Source organism: Cellulosimicrobium sp. JZ28, from assembly GCF_015327065.1.
GTDB classification, from domain to species: Bacteria; Actinomycetota; Actinomycetes; order Actinomycetales; family Cellulomonadaceae; genus Cellulosimicrobium; species Cellulosimicrobium funkei.
This window is the reverse complement of the sequence record NZ_CP017660.1, coordinates 1,067,257-1,086,209: the sequence shown is the minus strand read 5'-3', so window position 1 is coordinate 1,086,209 and position 18,953 is coordinate 1,067,257. Positions and strand designations below refer to the sequence as shown.

The 18,953-nt window shown below is 73.2% G+C and carries 19 protein-coding genes and 1 pseudogene; 15 read left to right on the top strand and 5 right to left on the bottom strand.

Annotation, left to right across the window (positions count from 1 at the left end):
* The first annotated feature begins 14 nt into the window (after positions 1–14).
* The 13 genes from BJP59_RS04840 to BJP59_RS19695 all read left to right on the top strand — a co-directional run bounded on the left by BJP59_RS04840 (position 15) and on the right by BJP59_RS19695 (position 11,606).
* Positions 15–737 (top strand): phage tail tube protein, encoded by a 723-nt coding sequence (locus BJP59_RS04840; RefSeq protein ID WP_194522341.1) that lies wholly within the window; start codon positions 15–17, stop codon positions 735–737.
* The gene (locus tag BJP59_RS04835; RefSeq protein ID WP_194522340.1) at positions 737–1,231 is read left to right on the top strand and encodes a DUF7426 family protein; all 495 of its coding nucleotides are present in this window, start codon (positions 737–739) and stop codon (positions 1,229–1,231) included. The genes BJP59_RS04840 and BJP59_RS04835 overlap by 1 nt, the downstream gene beginning before the upstream one ends.
* On the top strand, positions 1,228–1,413 hold the full coding sequence (locus BJP59_RS04830; RefSeq protein WP_108048118.1) for a hypothetical protein: 186 nt from the start codon (positions 1,228–1,230) through the stop codon (positions 1,411–1,413). Before BJP59_RS04835 ends, BJP59_RS04830 begins: the two co-directional genes overlap by 4 nt.
* A 3-nt stretch (positions 1,414–1,416) precedes the next feature.
* Positions 1,417–4,116: a phage tail tape measure protein gene (locus BJP59_RS04825; RefSeq protein WP_194522339.1), complete on the top strand. Its 2,700-nt coding sequence runs from the start codon at positions 1,417–1,419 to the stop codon at positions 4,114–4,116.
* Complete coding sequence (locus tag BJP59_RS04820) at positions 4,113–5,015, top strand: phage tail family protein (RefSeq protein WP_194522338.1); 903 nt, start codon at positions 4,113–4,115, stop codon at positions 5,013–5,015. The genes BJP59_RS04825 and BJP59_RS04820 overlap by 4 nt, the downstream gene beginning before the upstream one ends.
* A gap of 3 nt (positions 5,016–5,018) precedes the next feature.
* Positions 5,019–6,245 (top strand): hypothetical protein, encoded by a 1,227-nt coding sequence (locus BJP59_RS04815; protein ID WP_194522337.1) that lies wholly within the window; start codon positions 5,019–5,021, stop codon positions 6,243–6,245.
* A gap of 9 nt (positions 6,246–6,254) precedes the next feature.
* Positions 6,255–7,385: a tail fiber domain-containing protein gene (locus BJP59_RS04810; RefSeq protein ID WP_194522336.1), complete on the top strand. Its 1,131-nt coding sequence runs from the start codon at positions 6,255–6,257 to the stop codon at positions 7,383–7,385.
* Complete coding sequence (locus BJP59_RS04805) at positions 7,382–8,389, top strand: hypothetical protein (protein WP_194522335.1); 1,008 nt, start codon at positions 7,382–7,384, stop codon at positions 8,387–8,389. Before BJP59_RS04810 ends, BJP59_RS04805 begins: the two co-directional genes overlap by 4 nt.
* 36 nt (positions 8,390–8,425) lie before the next feature.
* Positions 8,426–9,367, top strand: coding sequence for a hypothetical protein (locus BJP59_RS04800; protein ID WP_194522334.1), 942 nt, complete (start codon positions 8,426–8,428; stop codon positions 9,365–9,367).
* Entirely contained in the window at positions 9,364–9,801 is a 438-nt protein-coding gene (locus BJP59_RS04795; protein ID WP_194522333.1) for a hypothetical protein, read from the top strand. The genes BJP59_RS04800 and BJP59_RS04795 overlap by 4 nt, the downstream gene beginning before the upstream one ends.
* A gap of 67 nt (positions 9,802–9,868) precedes the next feature.
* Positions 9,869–10,669 (top strand): peptidoglycan recognition protein family protein, encoded by an 801-nt coding sequence (locus BJP59_RS04790; RefSeq protein ID WP_194522332.1) that lies wholly within the window; start codon positions 9,869–9,871, stop codon positions 10,667–10,669.
* Positions 10,669–10,836: a hypothetical protein gene (locus BJP59_RS04785; protein ID WP_194522331.1), complete on the top strand. Its 168-nt coding sequence runs from the start codon at positions 10,669–10,671 to the stop codon at positions 10,834–10,836. The genes BJP59_RS04790 and BJP59_RS04785 overlap by 1 nt, the downstream gene beginning before the upstream one ends.
* Positions 10,833–11,606: a hypothetical protein gene (locus tag BJP59_RS19695; protein WP_228485280.1), complete on the top strand. Its 774-nt coding sequence runs from the start codon at positions 10,833–10,835 to the stop codon at positions 11,604–11,606. Before BJP59_RS04785 ends, BJP59_RS19695 begins: the two co-directional genes overlap by 4 nt.
* A 64-nt stretch (positions 11,607–11,670) precedes the next feature.
* Here the strand turns inward: BJP59_RS19695 and BJP59_RS04775 are convergent, their stop codons facing one another.
* From BJP59_RS04775 to BJP59_RS04765, 3 genes and pseudogenes are all read right to left on the bottom strand, one after another.
* The gene (locus BJP59_RS04775) at positions 11,671–12,162 is read right to left on the bottom strand and encodes a hypothetical protein (protein WP_194522330.1); all 492 of its coding nucleotides are present in this window, start codon (positions 12,160–12,162) and stop codon (positions 11,671–11,673) included.
* 615 nt (positions 12,163–12,777) lie between these two features.
* Positions 12,778–13,296, bottom strand: a complete 519-nt coding sequence (locus BJP59_RS04770) for a hypothetical protein (RefSeq protein ID WP_194522329.1) — start codon at positions 13,294–13,296, stop codon at positions 12,778–12,780.
* 125 nt (positions 13,297–13,421) lie between these two features.
* A pseudogene (locus BJP59_RS04765) lies at positions 13,422–13,886 on the bottom strand (CpaF family protein); the annotation flags it as partial.
* Between the two features lie 198 nt (positions 13,887–14,084).
* On the opposite strand from BJP59_RS04765, the gene BJP59_RS04760 reads away from it, so the two are divergent.
* Entirely contained in the window at positions 14,085–15,308 is a 1,224-nt protein-coding gene (locus BJP59_RS04760; protein ID WP_194522328.1) for a pyridoxal phosphate-dependent aminotransferase, read from the top strand.
* A 6-nt stretch (positions 15,309–15,314) separates the two neighbouring features.
* On the opposite strand, the gene BJP59_RS04755 is transcribed toward BJP59_RS04760, so the two are convergent.
* Both BJP59_RS04755 and BJP59_RS04750 read right to left on the bottom strand, forming a co-directional pair.
* A complete protein-coding gene (locus tag BJP59_RS04755; RefSeq protein ID WP_194522327.1) occupies positions 15,315–16,682 on the bottom strand; it encodes an LCP family protein in 1,368 nt (455 codons plus the stop codon).
* A 79-nt stretch (positions 16,683–16,761) separates the two neighbouring features.
* The gene (locus BJP59_RS04750) at positions 16,762–17,997 is read right to left on the bottom strand and encodes a multidrug effflux MFS transporter (protein WP_194522326.1); all 1,236 of its coding nucleotides are present in this window, start codon (positions 17,995–17,997) and stop codon (positions 16,762–16,764) included.
* Between the two features lie 165 nt (positions 17,998–18,162).
* On the opposite strand from BJP59_RS04750, the gene BJP59_RS04745 reads away from it, so the two are divergent.
* Positions 18,163–18,930: an SOS response-associated peptidase gene (locus tag BJP59_RS04745; RefSeq protein WP_061267671.1), complete on the top strand. Its 768-nt coding sequence runs from the start codon at positions 18,163–18,165 to the stop codon at positions 18,928–18,930.
* Positions 18,931–18,953: the final 23 nt, after the last annotated feature.

Sequence of the window (18,953 nt, the reverse complement as noted above, 5' to 3'; positions counted from 1 at the left end):
GGAAGGACACCCCCATGACCGCCGAGACCCTCAACCCGACCGTCAACAGCATCTGGCGCCTGGACGTCGACCTGGCCGCCACGGAGACCCCCAACTGGGCGCAGGTCCGCGCGACCCAGAACTTCGTGCCCGGCATCAACTCCACCGTGCAGGACTCCTCGGACTACGACGCCGAGGGGTGGGGCTCGGACGCCGTCACGCTCCGCAAGGCCCAGCCCACCGCGACGCTCCTGCGCAAGGAGAACCCGACCACGGGCGCGTACGACCCGGGCCAGGAGAAGCTGCGCCAGTGCTCGGAGGACCTCGAGCTCGCGCACATCCGCTGGTACGAGCGCAAGGCCGGCGGGCAGGCGTGGGAGGGGTACGCGCTCGTGCAGTGGGCCCCGCAGGGCGGCGGCGTCGAGGGCCTCCAGGCCGTGAACGTCACCCTGCTCGTGCAGGGCAAGCCGGAGAAGATCGCGAACCCGACGGCCGCGACCACCGTGCCCGTCCTGACGACCGCGCTCCCCTCGGGCGCGGCCGCCGGGTCGCAGGTCACGATCAAGGGCGCCGGATTCACTGGCGTGGCCGGTGCCGCGGGCGTGAAGTTCGGCGCCGCGAACGCGACGACGTACACCGTCGTCGACAACTCGACGATCGTCGCGACCGTGCCCGCTGGGTCGGCCGGGCCCGCGAACATCGTCGTCACGAACGGCGTCGGCGCCTCGGCCCCGCTGTCGTACACGCGCGGCGCCTGATGCCTGAGCTCGAGGACCTCGGCGACCTGCTGTCACCGACCCTCGACCTGCCCGTGGCGGGGAAGGTCTACCGCGTGCCTTCCCCGCCCGCGCTGGTCGGGCTCCGACTGCAGGCGTCCTGGGCCGTCACGCACGCACGCCGCGCCGGCGCCACTCCGAAGTCGCGGTACCTGCAGCTCCTGACCGACGACGACGGCGCGACGACGCTAGAGCAGGACGCGCTCGGCCCGGTGCACGACGAGATGCTCGCCGACGGCGTGTCCGTCGACGTGCTGAACCACGCCGGTTTCACCGCGTACCTGTGGGTCGTCGCCGGCGAGCAGGCCGCCCGCGCGTACTGGGCGGCCCCGCTGGGAAAAGCCCTGACGCGTCCGCTGCCGTCGACATCGACCAGTACGGGCGCGGCGAGTACGACCCGGTCACGGGCCTCTTCGAGTGGTACGAGGTCCCGCCGGAGCAGCAAGCGCGGATCGAAGCCACCGGCGAACGGGTGACCTGGGGTCGCCTGCTCGACCTGTGGGGCCTCGTCGAAGCCGACCTGCAAGACCGCGGCATCGACGTCGACGACCCCGCCCTGATGGGCGCGCGGTCGTGGCGGTGGCTGCGGACCCGGATCCGGGGCCTGCTCTCGACGGACTCGCGCACCGCCCGCGCCCTGGCACCACGACGGAGGTGACCCGTGACCGTTCTCGACCTCGGACCGCTGCGCGCGACCGTCGAGCTCGACGACCGTGCGTTCACGAAGAAGTACGGCGAGGTCGAGAAGCTCGCGAACCAGCTTGACAAGCTCGACCCGACCGTGCACGTGGACGCCGACACGGCGACCGCGGAGCGGAAGGTCGAGCAGGTCGAGAACCGGCTCGAGCGGATCGTCGACGCGGACACCGTCGCGCAGGTCGACGCCGCGATCGGGAAGGCCGAGCAGAACCTCGCCCGGATCGAGGCCGACCTCGACGCGCTCGAGGCGATGGACCCGACCCCTGAGGTCGACGCGGACATCTCCAAGGCCCGGGCCGCGCTCGACCGGGCGGGGTCCGCGCTCGACGAGCTGCGTGGTGCGCGCGCCGAGATGGTCGTCGACGCGGACACGTCCGAGGCCGAGGACGCGATCGGGGACCTGCCCGGCGAAGGCGACAAGGCCGGCGCCGAGGCGGGCGGGCGGCTGTCGGGGAAGATCATCGCCGCGCTCGCCACGATCCCCGTGGCGGGCGCGATCGTCGGGATCGGTGCCGCGATCGGTGAGGCCCTCATGTCCGGGCTGGAGAACGAGGTCCGGGAGGACCGGTTCGCCGCCCAGACCGGGCTGGACGTCGCGACGACGGCGAAGATCGGGCGCGCGGCCGGTGAGGCGTACGCGAACAACTTCGGCGAGTCCATCGCGTCGAACATCGACGTCGCGCGGACCGCGATCCAGGCTGGGCTGCTCGACCCGAACGCGACCCGCCGCGACGCGCAGCAGGTCATCCAGTCCCTGACCGGGGTCGCGGACGTTCTCGAGGAGGACGTCGGCGCGACCGCGCGCACGGTCGGCGTCATGCTGCGCACCGGGGTCGCCCAGGACGCGCAGGCCGCGTTCGACGTGCTCGTGCGGGGCGCGCAGACCGGCGCGAACGCGTCCGAGGACCTGCTCGACACGTTCACCGAGTACCCGGCCCTGTTCCAGCGGCTCGGGCTCGACGGACAGACCGCGCTCGGGCTCATCAACCAGGGCCTCGAGGGCGGCGCACGCAACAGCGACCTCGTCGCGGACGCGCTCAAGGAGTTCCAGATCCGGGCGACCGACGCCTCGGAGGCGTCCGCCGCCGGGTTTCAGGCCATCGGCCTGAACGCCGAGGCGATGACGGCGAAGATCGCCGCCGGCGGCGAGGGCGCCCGCGAGGGACTGGACCAGGTCCTCGACGGGCTGCGCGCCATGGAGGACCCCGTCGCGCGCAACGCCGCCGGCGTCGCGCTCTTCGGCACGCAGTGGGAGGACCTCGGGGACGCGATCCTCAACCTCGACGTCACGACCGCGGTCGACAAGCTCGGCCAGGTCGAGGGCGCCGCCCAGTCCGCGCTCGACACGCTCGGCGACAACAGCGCCGGGAAGATCGAGTCCGCGAAGCGGAACATCGAGGTCGCGGCCGACGGCATCAAGGGCGCGCTCGCCACCGCGTTCTCCCCCCAGATCGAGGGGTTCGCGACCTTCGTCACCCAGAACCGGACCGCCGTGTTGACGTTCCTGTTCGACGCCGCGAACGGGGCGCTCGACTTCGGTCGCGCCATCGTCGAAGGGACGGCGTCCGCGACGGAGGCCGTCGGCGACTTCCTCGGCGGTCCGGCCGCGGACCTGATCGACGCCCTCGCGGACATCGCGATGGCCGTCGACAAGGCGACCCCGGGCGACCAGGGGGCGCTGGGCTTCCGCGAGTGGGCTGACGGCGCGATCGCAGGCCTCAAGGCGACGGACGACCAGCTCGAGGGCGTCGCGGACACGATCCGGACGAACGTCATCGAGAACGGGCTCGACCCGGCGCAGGCGAAACTGAACGAGCTCGCGATCCCGATGCTCGCGGAGGCGCAGCTGAACGACACCACGACCCGTCTCGCAACGGGGATCGAGGGCGTCGGGTACGCGGCGGACGGGTCGAAGCTGGCCCTGTCCGAGATGAACGGCATGGTCGACACGTCGACACTGGCCGGCCAGCAGCTCGACGCCCAGATCCAGGCGGTCGTCGGGTCGCTCGACGAGCAGATCGTCGCGGCGGCCGGTGCCGGGGAGTCGCAAGACGACCTGCGTGGACGGGTCGAGAACGCGCGCACGGCGTTCATCAACCAGATGACGGCACTTGGCCTGACCAGTGAGGCTGCACAGGCGCTGGCGGACAAGTACGGGCTGATCCCGGACCGGGTCGACACCGTCGTCACGGCCAACACCGCGGCCGCGGCAGCCGACATCGACGAGTTCATCCGTGTCGCCTCGCAGAAGACGATCCGCATCCAGGCCCGCGTCGACGACGACCCGTCCTACAACCCGGCCTCGTCCCCGTACTCGATCCGCCGCTCCGGCGGCGGGTGGGTGCCGGGGATGCCGTCGCCGTACGACTCCGTGCCCGCGCTCCTCGCCCCCGGGGAGTTCGTCGTCAAGACGGAGGAGGCGCAGAAGAACCCGGGCCTGCTCGAGGCGATCAACGCCGGCCAGCTAGCCGGGTACGCCGACGGAGGGTTCGTCGGGACGGTGGCCTCACCCGCACCGCCCCCGGTCGTGGTCCAGGCGCCCGCGCCCGTGCCGGCACCGGAGCGGCGCGGGCCGTACGTGCAGATCGACCAGTACAACGCAGGCTCCGCGTCGGCCCAGGAGGTCGCGGAGGAGCTGGCGTGGAAGGTGAGGGGCGCGTGAGCGTGAAGGCCGTCACGACGTCCGCACCGGTCCTGCCGTACCCGTGGTCCGCCACGATCGACGGCCTGCCCGTCGGGCGCGGCACACCGTTCTCGTGGACGTACCGCGACGGGTTCCACGAGCTGCCCCCGATGCAGAGCGCGGACGTGCCGCGGCCGAACGGTCACGGGACGTTCGGGTCTCGTGACTGGGCGCAGGGCCGGTTCCTGACAGCCCGGTTCCAGGTGCACCGGCCCGTAGGGGTCGGCTTCGACGAGGCCGTGGAGGCGGCACGCCGGGTCCTGGTCCCGTCGGAGAGCACGGTCCCGGTGTGGGTGAACATGCCAGGGCGTGGACCGGTGCGGTGGGACGCGAAGGTGCGGCGCGCGCGGGTCGTGACGGACGAGGCGTACAACGCGGGCCTCGCACGGATCGACGTGCAGCTGTTCGCGCCGGACCCAGTGGGGTACGGGCCGGAGCAGGTGGCGGGCGCGTCGTTCCCGGAGCTGGTGGGCGGGCTCGAGTTCGACCTGTTCACCGACGGCAGCGTCGACACGGGGTTCCTCGAGTTCGGGGAACGGGGCGAGACCGGCCGGGTCCGCCTGACCAACGGTGGCACCGCAGACGCCTACTCGATCTTCCACGTCGAGGGCCCTGCCGCGGACGGGTTCGAGCTCGTCGCCGTCGGGGTCGGCCGACGGATCCGGTGGGAGGGACGCTTGTTCGCCGGCGACCTGCTCACCGTGAACCCTGCGCGCGGCACCGCACTCCTCAACGGCACCGCCGACCGGTCAGGCCTGTTCACGCGCCGCGAGTGGTTCGCGGTCCCGCCCGGGGAGGAGCTCGAGGTGCAGTTCCTCCCCGTGGGCGCGTCGGTCGGGGCTCGCGTGTCCGTCGAGTCGTCGTCGGCGTGGTGGTGAGCCGTGGTCGAGATCATCTGCGGCGAGCTGCGCACCGGCCGACGGCTCGCGACCGTGCCGACGTCAGGTGCGAAGTGGTCAATCACGCACCGCGCGGCGGGCGTGGTCGAGGCGAGCACGCCGCTCGAGATCGAGGAGTACCGCAAGGCGTTCCTGTCCGTGGACGGCATGTTCCCCGCGCTGGACCTGTTCCCGGCTGCGGACCTGTTCCCTGTGCGGGCGACGGTCACGTCGTCCCCGTCGTCGGAGTACCGCACGGACGGGCTCGCGGGCCTAGACCCGGCACGGTGCTTCCTCGCCGCCGTCGAGGGCGACCGGGTGCTCGAGGCCGGTCCCATCTGGTCGCACTCGTACAACGACGACACGCGCGTGCTGACGGTGCGCGCGGCCGGGCTGCGGTCGCTGTGGGACCACCGCGTCGTGATGAAGGTCCTCGCCGTGGGCGAGGACCCGGCGGAGTCGTCGCTGTCCTGGTCGGGTCTGTCGCTCGCGACGATCGCGAAGCGGCTCATCCAGGCCGCGATGGCGCACGCCGGCGGGTCCCTCCCGCTCGACCTGCCGGCGGACGTCGCCGGCACGGCCGAGCGCACCTACCCGGGGTACGAGCTGGGCAACCTCGGGCAGCGCCTCGACGAGCTCGAGGGCGTGCTTGACGGCCCGGACCTCGCGTTCCGCCCGTACCTCGCCGACGACCGACTGGGGATCCGGTGGCGCATGCTCACCGGCGACCCGATGCTGACGCAAACCGGCGCGGACTGGTCGTGGGACACGTCCGCCGCGCAGGGTTCGACGACGGGCCTGTCGGTGGACCGGGATGCGAGCGGGCTCGCGGCGCGTGCGTGGACGTCCGGGGACGGCGTGGAGCAGGCGATGCCGATCGAGCTCGTCGCGTCGTCTGAGCTCACGGACGCCGGCTTCCCGCTCCTCGAGGTGACCGAGGCGCGGTCCTCGGCGACGGACCGGGCGACGCTGCGCTCCTGGGGACAGGCCAACCTGACGCGCGCGGCCCGCCCGTGGATGACGTGGAAGTTCGCCGCGCGCCGCGACGCCTACCCGCTGCTCGGGCAGTACCAGCCCGGCGACTGGGCGCGGATCTACGTCCCCGGGAATCACCCGTACCTGCGGGGCCTGCTGCCCGAGGGGCACTACCGGACGCGGATCCTCGCGGTCGGTGGCGACCTGGGCGACTGGGTCGAGATCACGTGCGCCCCGACCCCCGAGAACAGGTGAGGAGGGCACGTGGCCGACGACTACAGCGCCCCCGGGGAAGCACAGCAGTACCGGACCCCCCGGGCCGGGTTCGACGTCCTGGCGGCCGAGCTCGCGTCCCAGCGGCGACGGCTGTCCGACCAGGAGCGGGCCAAGACTCTCGGGTCCGCAGCGATCTCCGACGGCGGCCTCGTCGTCAAGGACGGCGGGTCGGTCACGATCCGTGACGGCGGCGGCGTCGCAGTCGAGGGCGGCGGGTCCCTCGCCGTGGCCGACGGCGGCGGCGTCGACATCACCGGTGGCGGGTCCGTCGCCGTGCGCGACGGCGGCGGTCTGCGCGTCGAGGGCGGCGGCGACGTCGTCGTCGCCGGCGGGGACGTCGACATCACCGCAGGCGGCTCGTTGAGCGTCCGCGCCGGCGGCCGTATGCGGGGCTACCACCCCGACGGATCGCTCGGGGCCCAGTTCGGCCCTCTCGTGCATGACGGGACCGGCGACTTCGCCGGGGTCGGACTGCTCATCCAGGGGCCCGCGTCCGACGGTGCCCCCGACGTGCTCAAGGCGAAGACCGACGAAACCGGGGCCCGGACGATCGAGATCGGTCAGCCCGACGCGCCGATCCAGGACGTCTGGGGGCGCTCGCAGAGGTGGTGGCTGCGCGCGGCGCAGTCGAGCGGGACTGGGATCGAGGCGCCCATGCGCCTCACGTGCGCGGGCGAGATCGGGATCTACTCCGAGACCGGACGGCTGCGCGTCCCGTGGACGAACGCTTCCTCGGCCGCAAACGTCGCGCTCGACCCTGACGGCATCATCCTGCGCGTCTCCTCGGCCCTGAAGTACAAGCAGGACGTCGAGGACTACGACGCCGACCCGGACGCCGTGCTCGCGCTGCGACCGCGATCCTGGCGCGACCGGGGCGAGGTCGAGCGCGACCCCGACACCTCGAACCGGTACGTCGGGTTCATCGCCGAGGAGGTCCACGCCGCGGGCCTGACGAACCTCGTCGTGTACGACGCCGACGGCCACCCCGACGCCCTCTCCTACGACCGGTTCTCCGCGGCACTGCTCGCCGTGATCCGTCGCCAGCAGACCCAGATCGACACCATGCGCGCCGAGCTCGACGAGCTGCTCCGCGCACGATTGCCCGAGGAGGCACCATGACGATGCAGCGCGGCATGTTCGTCCGCAAGGACGACGTGCGCGGCACGACCCCCGTCGAGGCCCGCAACGCCCTCGCCGGGCTCCTGGCGCCCCTCAGCGTCGGCGGTGTCCTCACGGGCATGACCGTGGTCGGCACCGACGGGTGGGCCTACCAGGTCGGCGCCGGGGCGTGCACCTTCGTGCGCGGCGCCGGCGACGGCGTCGTCGTCGCCGCCAACGACTCCGCGGCGAGCGTGCCGTGCGCTCCGGCCCCGGCAACCGGAGCACGCTGGGACCTCGTGTGGGCGCTGCACCACGACGTCGACAACGGTGACCTCGACTCCGCCGCCTCCCTCGGCGTCACCTCCGGCACCGCGGCTGGCACCCCGTCCAAGCCGTACCTCGCCGTCCCCGCCGGCGCGACCGTGATCGCCGAGTGCCTCCTCGACTCCGACGACCTCACGACCCAGAGCGCCGCGATCACCCAAGTCGCTCCCCGAACCGGTGGCCGTGGGGGCATCGTGCCCGTGCAGAACACGACCCGCCGTGCCGCACTCGCCGCAGTCGCGGCCCCGAGCGCACGTGACCCGCTCGTCGTCTACCGCGAGGACGCCGCCGCGTTCCTCGAACTCGAGTACACGACCGACGGGACGACGTGGCGCACGCTCGCCGCCGCGTCCGAGTCCGCGGTCATCACCCCGGGCGCAGGGTGGGACGTCATCGGCGGAGAGAGCCCGAACACGGGCTGGGCCGCGCGCGTCAGCCGCGTCGGAGACTGGGCCTTCACGACCGGTGGCTTCGCCCGGAGCACCGGATCGACGGGCAGCATCGGCATCGTCCCCCCGCCATTCCGGCCTGTCAGCAACACCACCCGCCCGATCGGCACGACGTTCACGAACAACGGGACCTCCGGCGCGCTCTTCCTCTCCACCGGGGTGATCCAGGCCGCGGCCGGGTTCGGGAACCTGTCCGGCTCCGGGTCGTTCCTCCTGCCCATCGCCGGCTGCATGTGGCCGCTGCGGTGACCCGGGCCGACACGACGATGACGAAGGGGTGCTGACATGGGGAAGGTCTGGCAGGACGGACCCGGCGGCGGGACGCCGATCGACGCCGCAGCGCTGAACGAGCTCGTTCAGAAGGTCGACCTCGACGGGCTCGTCGCCGACGAGCTCGGCAAACCCGCGTCCCAGACGTCGCAGTCGCTCGCGGACCTGCTGGCCGTGCTCGCCCCCGGCCTGGGCGTGTCCACGCCGGATGCGGCGACGCTCGTGCGCCGGAACGATCACGGGCGCACGCAGTTCGCTGACCCCGTCGCTGCGGCGGACGCGGCGACGAAGGGTTACGCGGACTCGGGGCGGGTGCGCGGCGCGGACGGGCGCCTGTACCGGGTCGTGGCGGGGGTGATCCGCAACGACGGCTCCGGGTGGGCGGTCCTCAACGACTCCGGGCACCAGCCGACGAACATCGCGTCCGTGTCCGCGAACGCCGACGCGATCACGATCGGGTACGGGTTCACCGGCACGAAGGTCGCCGCGCTTCTCGTAGTGCCCGACGAGACCTTCGCCCAAGAGGGATACCTCGCGGGCGCATCGGTCGGTCTCTCGTCCGCGGCGATCCGTGTCTCGCGCATGGGGAAGTCCGTCAGCGACTACGTCAGCTACAACGCGACGGCGGGCGCCTGGACGTCGCTCGGCGGGGTGTTCACCGGCCTCGCCTGGTCCGCCGGCACGCTCACCCTCACGCACGAGACCGTCACCGGCGCTGCCGGGTCGGTTGCGGGACGCGGCGGGGTCTACCAGCCACAACTCGGGTCGATGTCGGGCACGACGACGGACGTCGAGTTCTTCGACTGGGCCGGGACGAAGGTCACGACCCCGAACGCGAACTGCCGCGCGTTCGTCACCCGCAACGCGAACCGCGTCATCGCACCCGTCAACCCGACCCTTCTCGCGAACGCGGCCGGGAACTTCTGGATCTTCGGCCTCATCGAGGTGGCGCCGTGAGCGATGCCGTCATCATCCAGCTCGTCTCCACGGCGGGCCTGATCGTCGTGGCGATCCTCGGGAACAGGAAGCTGAACCGGATCGGCGCGGACGCGAAGGCGTCACGCCAGCAGACGGAGAACGAACACGCAGAGGCCGAGTTCCCGAACCTGCGCGACGAGCTCACCGCGACCCGCGGCGAGGTGAAGGGCATGGCCCGGCACATCGCACACCTCGCACGGTGGATGCGCGACCTCGCAACGGCGGACACCGACCTCGAGGCAGCCGCGGACCGGGCTGCGCGCAAGGCGGCGAGGGATCTCGCCACCGCTGTCCAGGACCGCGACGAGAAGCTCGACGAGCTGCGCAGGGAGATCCCGAAGGTGATCCGCGCCGAACTCGAGCAGCACGTCGCTGACTGCCCGCTGCGCAACCCGCCTCCCGCCAGCGCCTGACCCACCTCACCCGCAGCCCCGGCCGCTTCATGGCGACCGGGGCCTCGTCATGCCCGAAGGAGGACCCGTGGCCCGGTACTCGTGCGCCGAGTGGGCGCCGATCGCGTGGATGAACGCGTTGCGGCACACCCGCAAGACCCAGCTCACGTTCCACATCACCGCCGGCGAGGGCGACCCCCGCACGATCGCGACCTGGCGCAACGGCACGGCGGGGTCGAACTTCGTCGTGTTCCGCGACGGCCGAATCGTGCAGATCGCCGACAGCGCGTGCAAGTCCGCCGCGGACTACGGCGCGACTCACACGATCAGCGTCGAGTTCGTCGGCAAGGGCGGCCCGCTCACCGACGCCCAGGTCGCCGCGGCGATCCGCCTCGCCCGCGAGGCGCACGAGCGCGACGGCGTCCCGCTGCGCCTGGCCGCGACGTCGTCCGATGCCGGGATCGGCTGGCACCGCCTCGGCGTGGACGGCAACTTCCCCCACGGCCGCCTCGCCGGACGCCTGCAGCGCTCCCCGCTCGGCGTCAAGACCTCCGGCGCGCGCGGCAAGGCGTGCCCGACCGACTCCGTCATCGACCAGATCCACGACGCGATCCTGCCCGCGCTCACCAAGTCGCGACCCGCAACACCCGCCCTGCCACCGGTCCCGGTGGCACCCCCGCCCGACGACCTGGAGGTTCTCATGGGCTACCCGTTCATCATCCGCGGCACCGACCAGGACGCCTGGACCCTCGTCCTGTCGCCCACCAAGCAGGTCCCCATCTCGTCCACCGACGCCAAGGCGAACCGCGTCGAGATCATCGCCGCGTTCGGCGAGCCCCGCACGGTCGGCAAGGCACTCGCGGCAAGCATCCGCGCGGAGATCGGCTGATGCGCACACGGCGCGCCGCCGTCGCCGCGGCGCGCCGGCTCCCCGCCGTCCTCGCCCTCGGCGCCGTCGCGCTCACCCTCGGCGTCCTCGGCCTGGTGGCGGTCCTGCACCTCGCCCTCGTCGAGCCCCTGCGGGTGCTCGCCCACCTGATCGGAGCCACCCCGTGAACACCCTCACCACCGCCCGCCCGCGCGTCCTGACGGCCGCGTTCTGGCAGGCCGCCGGGGCCCGCGCGCTGCGCACCGTGCTCGTCGCCGCGCTGCCGTTCCTCGCCCCGCTCGTCGGCGGGGACTGGACGGCCGTCGGGCAGGCCGGGCTCGCGTTCGCGTTCGCCGCGGTCGCGTCCCTGGCGACGTCGCTCGCGTCTCTGCCCGAGCTCGGCACCACTCGCTCCCGGTGGGCCGCGCTGCTCGACCGCTCGCTGCGCACCTTCGGGCAGACCCTGGCCGCGTCCATCGGGTCCGCGCTCGTGTGGTCCGACGTCGACTGGCGCCTCGCGCTCGCCCAGGCCGCGACGGCGGCCGTCACGACCGCGGTCCTCGCCATCGTCGAGCAGCTCCCCGAGACCGTCCCCGTCGTCGAGGTCACGGCGCGCCCCGACGGCGTCCGTGACATCGCGCCCCTGGGCGGCGCACCCGCGCCGACTGTTGGGCGCTTCGTGCGGTACACGTCCCGGCTGGGTGACGGTGTCGAAAGCCCGGCGGTCGTCCTTCGCACGCGCGCGTCTACCGTCCCGGGCGTCATCGACCGCTGGGGCCCGACGCCGGACGGCACCCTCTCGGGTGCGGGCCGCCCCGCGGGGCTCGTGAGCGAGCTCTCCGACGACCTCACCGTGGACCTCCTCGTCCACGGTCTCGGCGGCGACTACCGCGAGTACGCCGTGCCGCACTCGAGCGACGGCGAGCCCGGCACGTGGGCCTGGCCGCCGCGAGCCTGACCCACCCCGCACGCGACTGCGCCCCCGCTCGGCCTCACGGCCGGGCGGGGGCGCTTCGTCGTGTCTATCGGCGGACGTCGCGGCGCATCGCGTAGGCGAGGTCGTCCCGACTCGTCCGCAGGGCGTCGAGGGAGTCGGAGAGAGCGGGCAGGGCACCCGAGATCTGATCGTCGTCGGCCCCCGCGCGGAGGGTGGCCAGTGACCAATCCAGTTCTCGGATGGTCGCAACAACGATCGCCGCGTGTTCCCGAACGCCCTTGGGCGCGATGAGCTCGAGCGCGCTGGCCGCGGCGGTGGCGGCGCTTTCGTCGATCGGCTCCATGTGGCGGAAGCTCGTGTAGTCGTGGGTGCTCGCCATGAAGCAGGACGACCCGAGTTCCCCCGTGGCGCTGTCGACGGCCTCGAGCAGCGCCGTGTACGCGTGTCGTCGCTCCTCGAGCCATCTGGTGCCCTCTGCGCGTCTGCGCTCCTGGTAGCTCTGCCACATCTGCGTGAAGACTGTTCCGAGGAGTCCAGCAACGATCGCCACGATCGCGATCCAGTCCGATGGAGCCATGGTCGGGAATGCTACGGCGCTCGCGCCGTCCGCGCCGAGAACCGATCGTCGGGCGCCGAGCGCCGAAACTGAACTCGAACGCACGTTCGAACGAGTGCGACACTGGACTGGTGGAAGAGGTGCGGTGGCCGGGGTGGGTCGAGATCGGCCGGGGCCGGTGGCTCAAGGTGCCGCCGCGGCGTTGTCCGGCGTGCACGTCCGCGTGGGGCGTCGTCCGGGATCGTCCAGGCGAGCGGTTCGTCCGGTGCGGGTGCGGACAGCCGTTCTGGCACACGCTCTGGCGGTGTCCGGTGTGCGGAGCGCTCGCCGCGGAGGGGTGCGCTGACGTCCGCCGGTGGCAGTCCCACACGACGCCCATCGGCGCGCCCCTCGCGCGGCGCTGGTCCGTCCGTCCTCGGGCGGGCAGCTAGCGGCGGACGGCTCGAGTGAGCGCGGCGAGGAGCCGGGCGAGGACCGGCCCGTCGGGGCGGTGGCAGGCGCATGAGCACGGGAGCGGCTCGTCCCACATGTCGTCGATGTAGTACGCGGGGCAGGCGGCGTGGACGCAGTCGGGCGCGTCTCCCACCTGCGGTTTCACGGGACCGAGTGTGCCATCGTCAGGCCCCGGGGGCGGAATCACGGCGCGCCGCCGGCCTGCTCAAGCAGGCACCGAGCCGCGTCGACGTACTCGGCGTCGACGTGCTCGTCGTAGAACCACGTCCGCGCCTGGCCGGGTGGTGTGAGGGCCTGCGCTATCGCCTCGGCGGACGCCTCGAACCCGAGGCTGGTGTCCGCGTCGAGGTGCTCGCCCGCGAGCTCGGCGTCGAACGTCGCGCGCAGCGACGCGTCGTCGAACCCGAGCATGTACGTCAGAGCATGCCCGAACTCGTGCCGCACCGTGGTGCGCACGTCCTGCTCGAGGTCCTCGCCGTACGCGCCCGGGTCGGGGTCGATGACGACGAGGATCCGGTCGTCGACGTCGGTCGTCGAGTACGCGAGGCCCCACAGCCCGTCAGGGAGAGCACCGAACGACCAGACGAAGTCGCAGGCGGGCAGTCCGAGGCCGCGCAGTCGGGCGACCTCGTCCCAGACCACGGCCTGGACCTCGTCGTAGGGCAGCGGGTGCGCGCACGGCGCCGCCGGCCACGCCTTCACGACTGCGGGAGCCGCGGCGACCAGCTCGACGGTCGCCCGAGCGCCTGGTGGGCAGGCAGCCGCCGTCGTCGGGACGGCGACGAGAGCCGCCGAGAGCAGGGTCCGACCTATGCGCAGCGAGGGAGAACGTCGGGGATGACGACGTGCAGCCGCTCCCCTCCCGGGAGGCACGCGTCGACGAACGGGCTCGACAGGTCGAGCCGACGCCCGGACGATCGCAGCATCTGCTCCACGAGGTCGCGCACCTGCTGCGACGTGAGGATCGTCGTCGTCAGCTCCGACGAGCCGCCGCGCGCCACGAACACCTGGGACGGCGCGTTGATCCAGATCTCCTCGATCTCCGGGTCGTCGAGGTACGGCTGGAGCGGCCCGAGCCCGGCGACGGCGTCGACGACCGCGCGACCGGCGGCGGCGGGGTCGGCGAGCGGCGCGACGGCCCCGAGCGCGCTGCGCGTCTCGTAGTCCGCGACGACGTCGCGCACGAGCTGGTCGACGGCCGCGCGGTCGCGCGCGGGGTCCACCCCGCGCCGTCGGACGAGTTCGCGCACCTCGCCCTCGAGCACGCCGACGGCGTGCGTGTCCGTAGACATGTCGAGCATTCCCCCTGCTCCGTCGGCCGGCTGCCCCGCCGGTCGTCAACGATCTGCGCCAGAGAGTAGGGCATGGAGGCGCCCCCGTGAACCGCCCCTGTGGACAAGGTCGCGGGCGCCCCGGAATCCCGCGCCGTCGAGAGGGGACCCCCTCCCGGCGTCCCACATCGTGGTCGTCGCGACGGCTAGGGTCGGGCCATGACGGACCTCCCGCCCGGCCGCTGGCAGGCCGCCGCGCGCGCCACGGGCCTCCTGGGCGCCGACGGCGCGGTCGCGGCGACGATCTTCGCCGAGATGACGGCGCTCGCGCAGCGCACCGGGGCGATCAACCTCGGGCAAGGCTTCCCGGACGTCGACGGCCCGACCGCGGTGAAGCACGCCGCGGTGCGCGCGATCGAGGACGGCCACAACCAGTACCCGCCGGGCCCGGGCATCCTCGAGCTGCGCAACGCCGTCGCGAGCCACCAGCTCCGCCACTACGGCCTGGACCCGGACCCGGAGACCGAGGTGCTCGTGACGACGGGCGCGACCGAGGCGCTCGCGGCGACGATCCTCGCGCTCGCCGGGCCGGGCGACGACGTCGTGACGCTGGAGCCGTTCTACGACTCCCACGCCGCGTGCATCGCGCTCGCCGGCGCGCGGCACGTCACGGTCCCCCTGCTCCCCGGCCTCGACCGCTTCCGGCTCGACGTGGACGCGCTGCGCGCCGCCGTCACCGACCGGACGCGCCTGATCGTCGTGAACTCGCCGCACAACCCGACGGGCACGGTCCTCGACCTCGACGAGCTCGACGCGATCGCCGCCGTCGCGCGCCGGCACGACGTCGTGGTCGTCACGGACGAGGTGTACGAGCACCTGACGTTCGACGACGCCCGGCACGTGCCGATCGCGACGCTGCCGGGGATGCGGCAGCGGACGATCACCATCTCCTCGGCCGGCAAGACGTTCTCGTTCACGGGGTGGAAGGTGGGGTGGCTGCACGGGCCCGCGCCGCTCGTGACGGCGGTCCGCACGGTGAAGCAGTTCCTCACCTACACGTCGGGCGCGCCGTTCCAGCCCGCGATCGCCGACGCGCTCGCGGACGACGAGACCCCGCGCGCGCTCGCCGACTCGCTCGCCGCACGCCGTGACCTGCTGTGCGAGGGCCTGGTCCGCGCGGGGTTCGACGTCGTCGTGCCGCAGGGCACGTACTTCGTCATCGCCGACGGCGCCGCGCTCGGATTCGAGGACGGCACCGCGCTGTGCCGCGAGCTGCCCGCCCTCGCGGGAGTCGTGGCCGTCCCCGTGAGCGCGTTCTGCACCCCGGGGTCGACGACGGCGCGCGCGCTCGCGTCCCGCGTCCGGTTCACGTTCGTCAAGCGCGAGGACGTCCTGCACGAGGCCGTGCGGCGCCTGGCCGCGCTCGGCGCGTCGCGGCCCTGAGCGAGGTCAGGCGCACACGCCGTCGCGTGGCTCCTCCGTCTCACCGGCTCCCGGGTCGGTCCCGGCACCGGGGTCCGTCGCGCCCGTGCCGGGGTCGACGGCACCGGTGCCGGGGTCGACGGTGCCCGGGTCCGTCCCCGCTCCGGGGTCGGTCGCGCCGTCCGCGGGGGCCGTGGCGTCGTCGCGCGGGTCCGTGACGGGCTCGTGGCCGGGCGGGGGCGCGTCGTCGATCAGCCGCTGCCAGATCGCGTCGGCCTCCGCCGTCCACTCGACGCGGTTGCGGTCGCTCGCCGCGTCCACGACGGGGACCTGGGTGAAGACGACCTCGGAGGGCTTGATGGCCCGCAGGCTGAACGCGAGCCCGGCGAGCGCCGTCGGGTCCGCGATCGTCGGGTCCGCGCTGATGGAGCCGAGCACGGCCTCGATGACCCCGTAGAGCTGGGGCGAGTTGGTGATGATGTTCTGCGAGAGGAGCTCGCGCACCGCCGAGTCGATGAACGCCTGCTGCCGGGCGATGCGGGTGAGGTCGGAGCCCACCTCGAGGCCCATGCCCGTCCCATGGCGCGCACGGAGGAAGCCGATCGCCTCGTGACCGTTGAGCGTGTACTGACCGGCGGGGAGGTTCAGCGTGCCGTACTTCGGGTTCTCGACGATGGGCTCCGGGAAGCACATGGTCACGCCGTCGATCGCGTCGACCACGCCGATGACCCCGGTCATCTTGACCACGACGTGGTTGGTGATGGGCACGCCCGTGAGGCTGTAGACCGACGAGATCGTGCAGCCGGCGGCCGCCTCCATGTCGTCGACGCCGCCCGACCCGATCTGGAAAGCCTCGTTGAACATGGTGTTGCGCCGGGGCGAGGACATCGACCCGTCGGGGAGCTTGCACGCGGGCAGGTCGACGAGCGAGTCGCGCGGGATCGACACGACCTCCATGCGCGTGCGGTCGCCGGACACGTGCACGATGAACGTGGTGTCGGACCGCATTCCCTCCTCCTCGCCCGCGAGCGCGGCGTTCTCGGCGTCGCGGTAGTCCGTGCCCATGACGAGGATGTTGAGCGCCTTGCCCGCGAACGGGTCGGAGGGGTCCTTCGGCGGTTCCTCGGTCGGCATGCCGACCACGTACTCGGACACGTCGCTCACGGTGATCTTCGACTTGAGGTCGAGGTACACGGCTCCGGCGCCGACGGCCAGGAAGACGAACGCGCCGGTGAGGACGAGCCCGATCGCCCGGGCGACGCGGTGCGAGCGGAGCGCGCGGGCGTGGTGCGGGCCCCCGGCGGGCTTGTCCGTCGCCCCCTTGCGGGAGCGTGTCTCCTGCGTCGCGCGGGACCTCGCGCGTGCGGGCGGCGAGGCGGGGGCGGTCTTCGGCACGGTCCGAGAGTAGAGGGTCGTGCGCGAATGCGTGCGCCGGACCAGCGGGAGGACGTGTGAAAGGGCGGCGAAGACCGGGTCAGACGGGCGTGTGCCAGCCCCCGCGGCGGAACGCGGGCGTGGCGAGCGTGAGCACGAGGATCGACGCGACGACCGCCCCGAGCATGACGGTGGACATCGCGACGGCGTCACCGCCGAGGACGCCGACGAGCGGGCTCACGAGCCCGGCGACGCCGGCCTGGAACGCGCCGATGACCGCGGCGGCGGTGCCGGCGATCTCGCCGTGCCGGGTGAGCGCGAGCGCGGAGGCGTTCGCGGGGATGAGGCCCTGCATGGACAGGACGAGGAACAGCGCGGCGACGATCCCGACGATGCCGCCCGCCCCCGTCAGGGCGACCACGAGGAGGCCGACGGCGAACACGCCCTGCACCACGAGCGCCGTCCGGAGCAGCCGCACGGGCGCGACGCGGCGGACGAGCGCGGCGTTCGCCTGCGCCGACAGCACGAGCCCGATGCCGTTCACGGCGAACAGGAGCGCGAACTGCCCGTGGCTGAGCCCGTACCCCTCCTGCAGGACGAAGGGTGAGCCGACGACGTAGCTCATGAGCACGGCCTGCCCGAGACCGGGGAGCACGGCGAGCGCGACGAAGTGCCGGTCGCGCAGGAGTCCCGCGTACCCGCGCAGGACGGTGCGGGCGCCGGCGGGGCGGCGACGCTCGAGCGGCAGGGACTCGGGCATGAAGAACAGGACGATCGCGCCGAGCACGACGCCGCCGAGCGCGAGGACCCAGAAGACCGCCCGCCAGGTGGCGTGCGCGCCGATGAACGACCCGATGGAGGGCGCGAGGAGCGGCGCGAGCCCGATGACGAGCATGAGCCGCGACAGGACGCGCGCGGCGTCGGACCCGGTGAACCGGTCGCGGATGGCGGCGATCGCGACGACGGACGCGGACGCGTTGAAGAACCCCTGGAGCACGCGCAGGCCGACGAGGATGCCGATGTTGGGCGCGAACGCGCACAGGAGCGACGTGACGACGTGCAGCGAGAGCCCGACGAGCACGGGCAGACGACGGCCGTAGCGGTCGGAGAGCGGCCCGATGACGAGCTGCCCGACGGCGCCGCCGAGGAGCATGCCGGACAGCGTGAGCTGCGCGAGGGAGTCGGGCGCACCGAGCTCGGCGCCCACCTCGGGCAGGAGCGGGAGGTACATGTCCACCGTGAGCGCGGGCAGCGTGGCGAGCGCTCCGAGGAGCAGGACCCAGCGGGCGGACGATCTCGGTCGGGGCACGGCGGGGTCGACCGAGGAGGGTGGCATGACTCCCATCGTAACGATTCGATCGCGTGCGGACCGGGCTCACGGGCGTGACCCTGCTCTCCCCCGGCGCAGGCCCGCGCGTCGCGCGCCCAGCCCGGCGGCCCTTCCCGTGCGCCCGCCCGCCGGCCCGACGCGAGCGTGGGTGGCGTGCGGCACCCTGGAGGCATGTGCGGACGCTATGCCTCCTTCCGGGACGCCCAGGACCTCGCGGACGAGTTCGCGATCGCCGACGTGGCCGACGACGCGCGCCTCCTCCCGCCGTCGTGGAACCTCGCGCCGACTGACCCGGTGCGGATCGTCGTCGAGCGCGCCGCGAAGGACACGGGCGAGGTGCGCCGCTCGCTGCGGCTCGCACGCTGGGGCCTCGTCCCGTCGTGGTCGAAGGACCCGAAGGGCGGCGCGCGCATGATCAACGCGCGCGCGGAGTCGATCCTCGACAAGCCGGCGTTCGCCAAGCCGTTCGGCGTGCGGCGGTGCCTCGTGCCCGCCGACGGCTACTACGAGTGGCGCGTCCTGCCCGACGGCGCGTCCCCCGCCGGGTCCGCGGGCGCGCCGGCGCGCCGGGGCAAGGTCCCCAAGCAGCCGTACTGGATCGCGCCCGGCGACGGGCGCAGCGCCGCGTTCGCGGGGCTCTACGAGTTCTGGCGCGACCGCACCAAGGCGGACGACGACCCGGACCGCTGGCTCGTCTCGACGACCATCATCACGACCGACGCGGCGCCCTACCTCGCCGAGATCCACGACCGCATGCCGCTCGCCCTGCCGTCCGACGCCTGGGACGCGTGGCTCGACCCGGCGGTCGACGCGCGGGGCGCCGCAGACCTCCTCGGGCTCGGCGGCCCGCACGACGACGTCCCCATGGTCGCGCGCGAGATCTCGACCCTGGTCAACTCGGTGACGAACGACGGCCCGGGGCTCCTCGAGGCGGTCTGACCGGCCCGGGTCCTGGCGCGCGG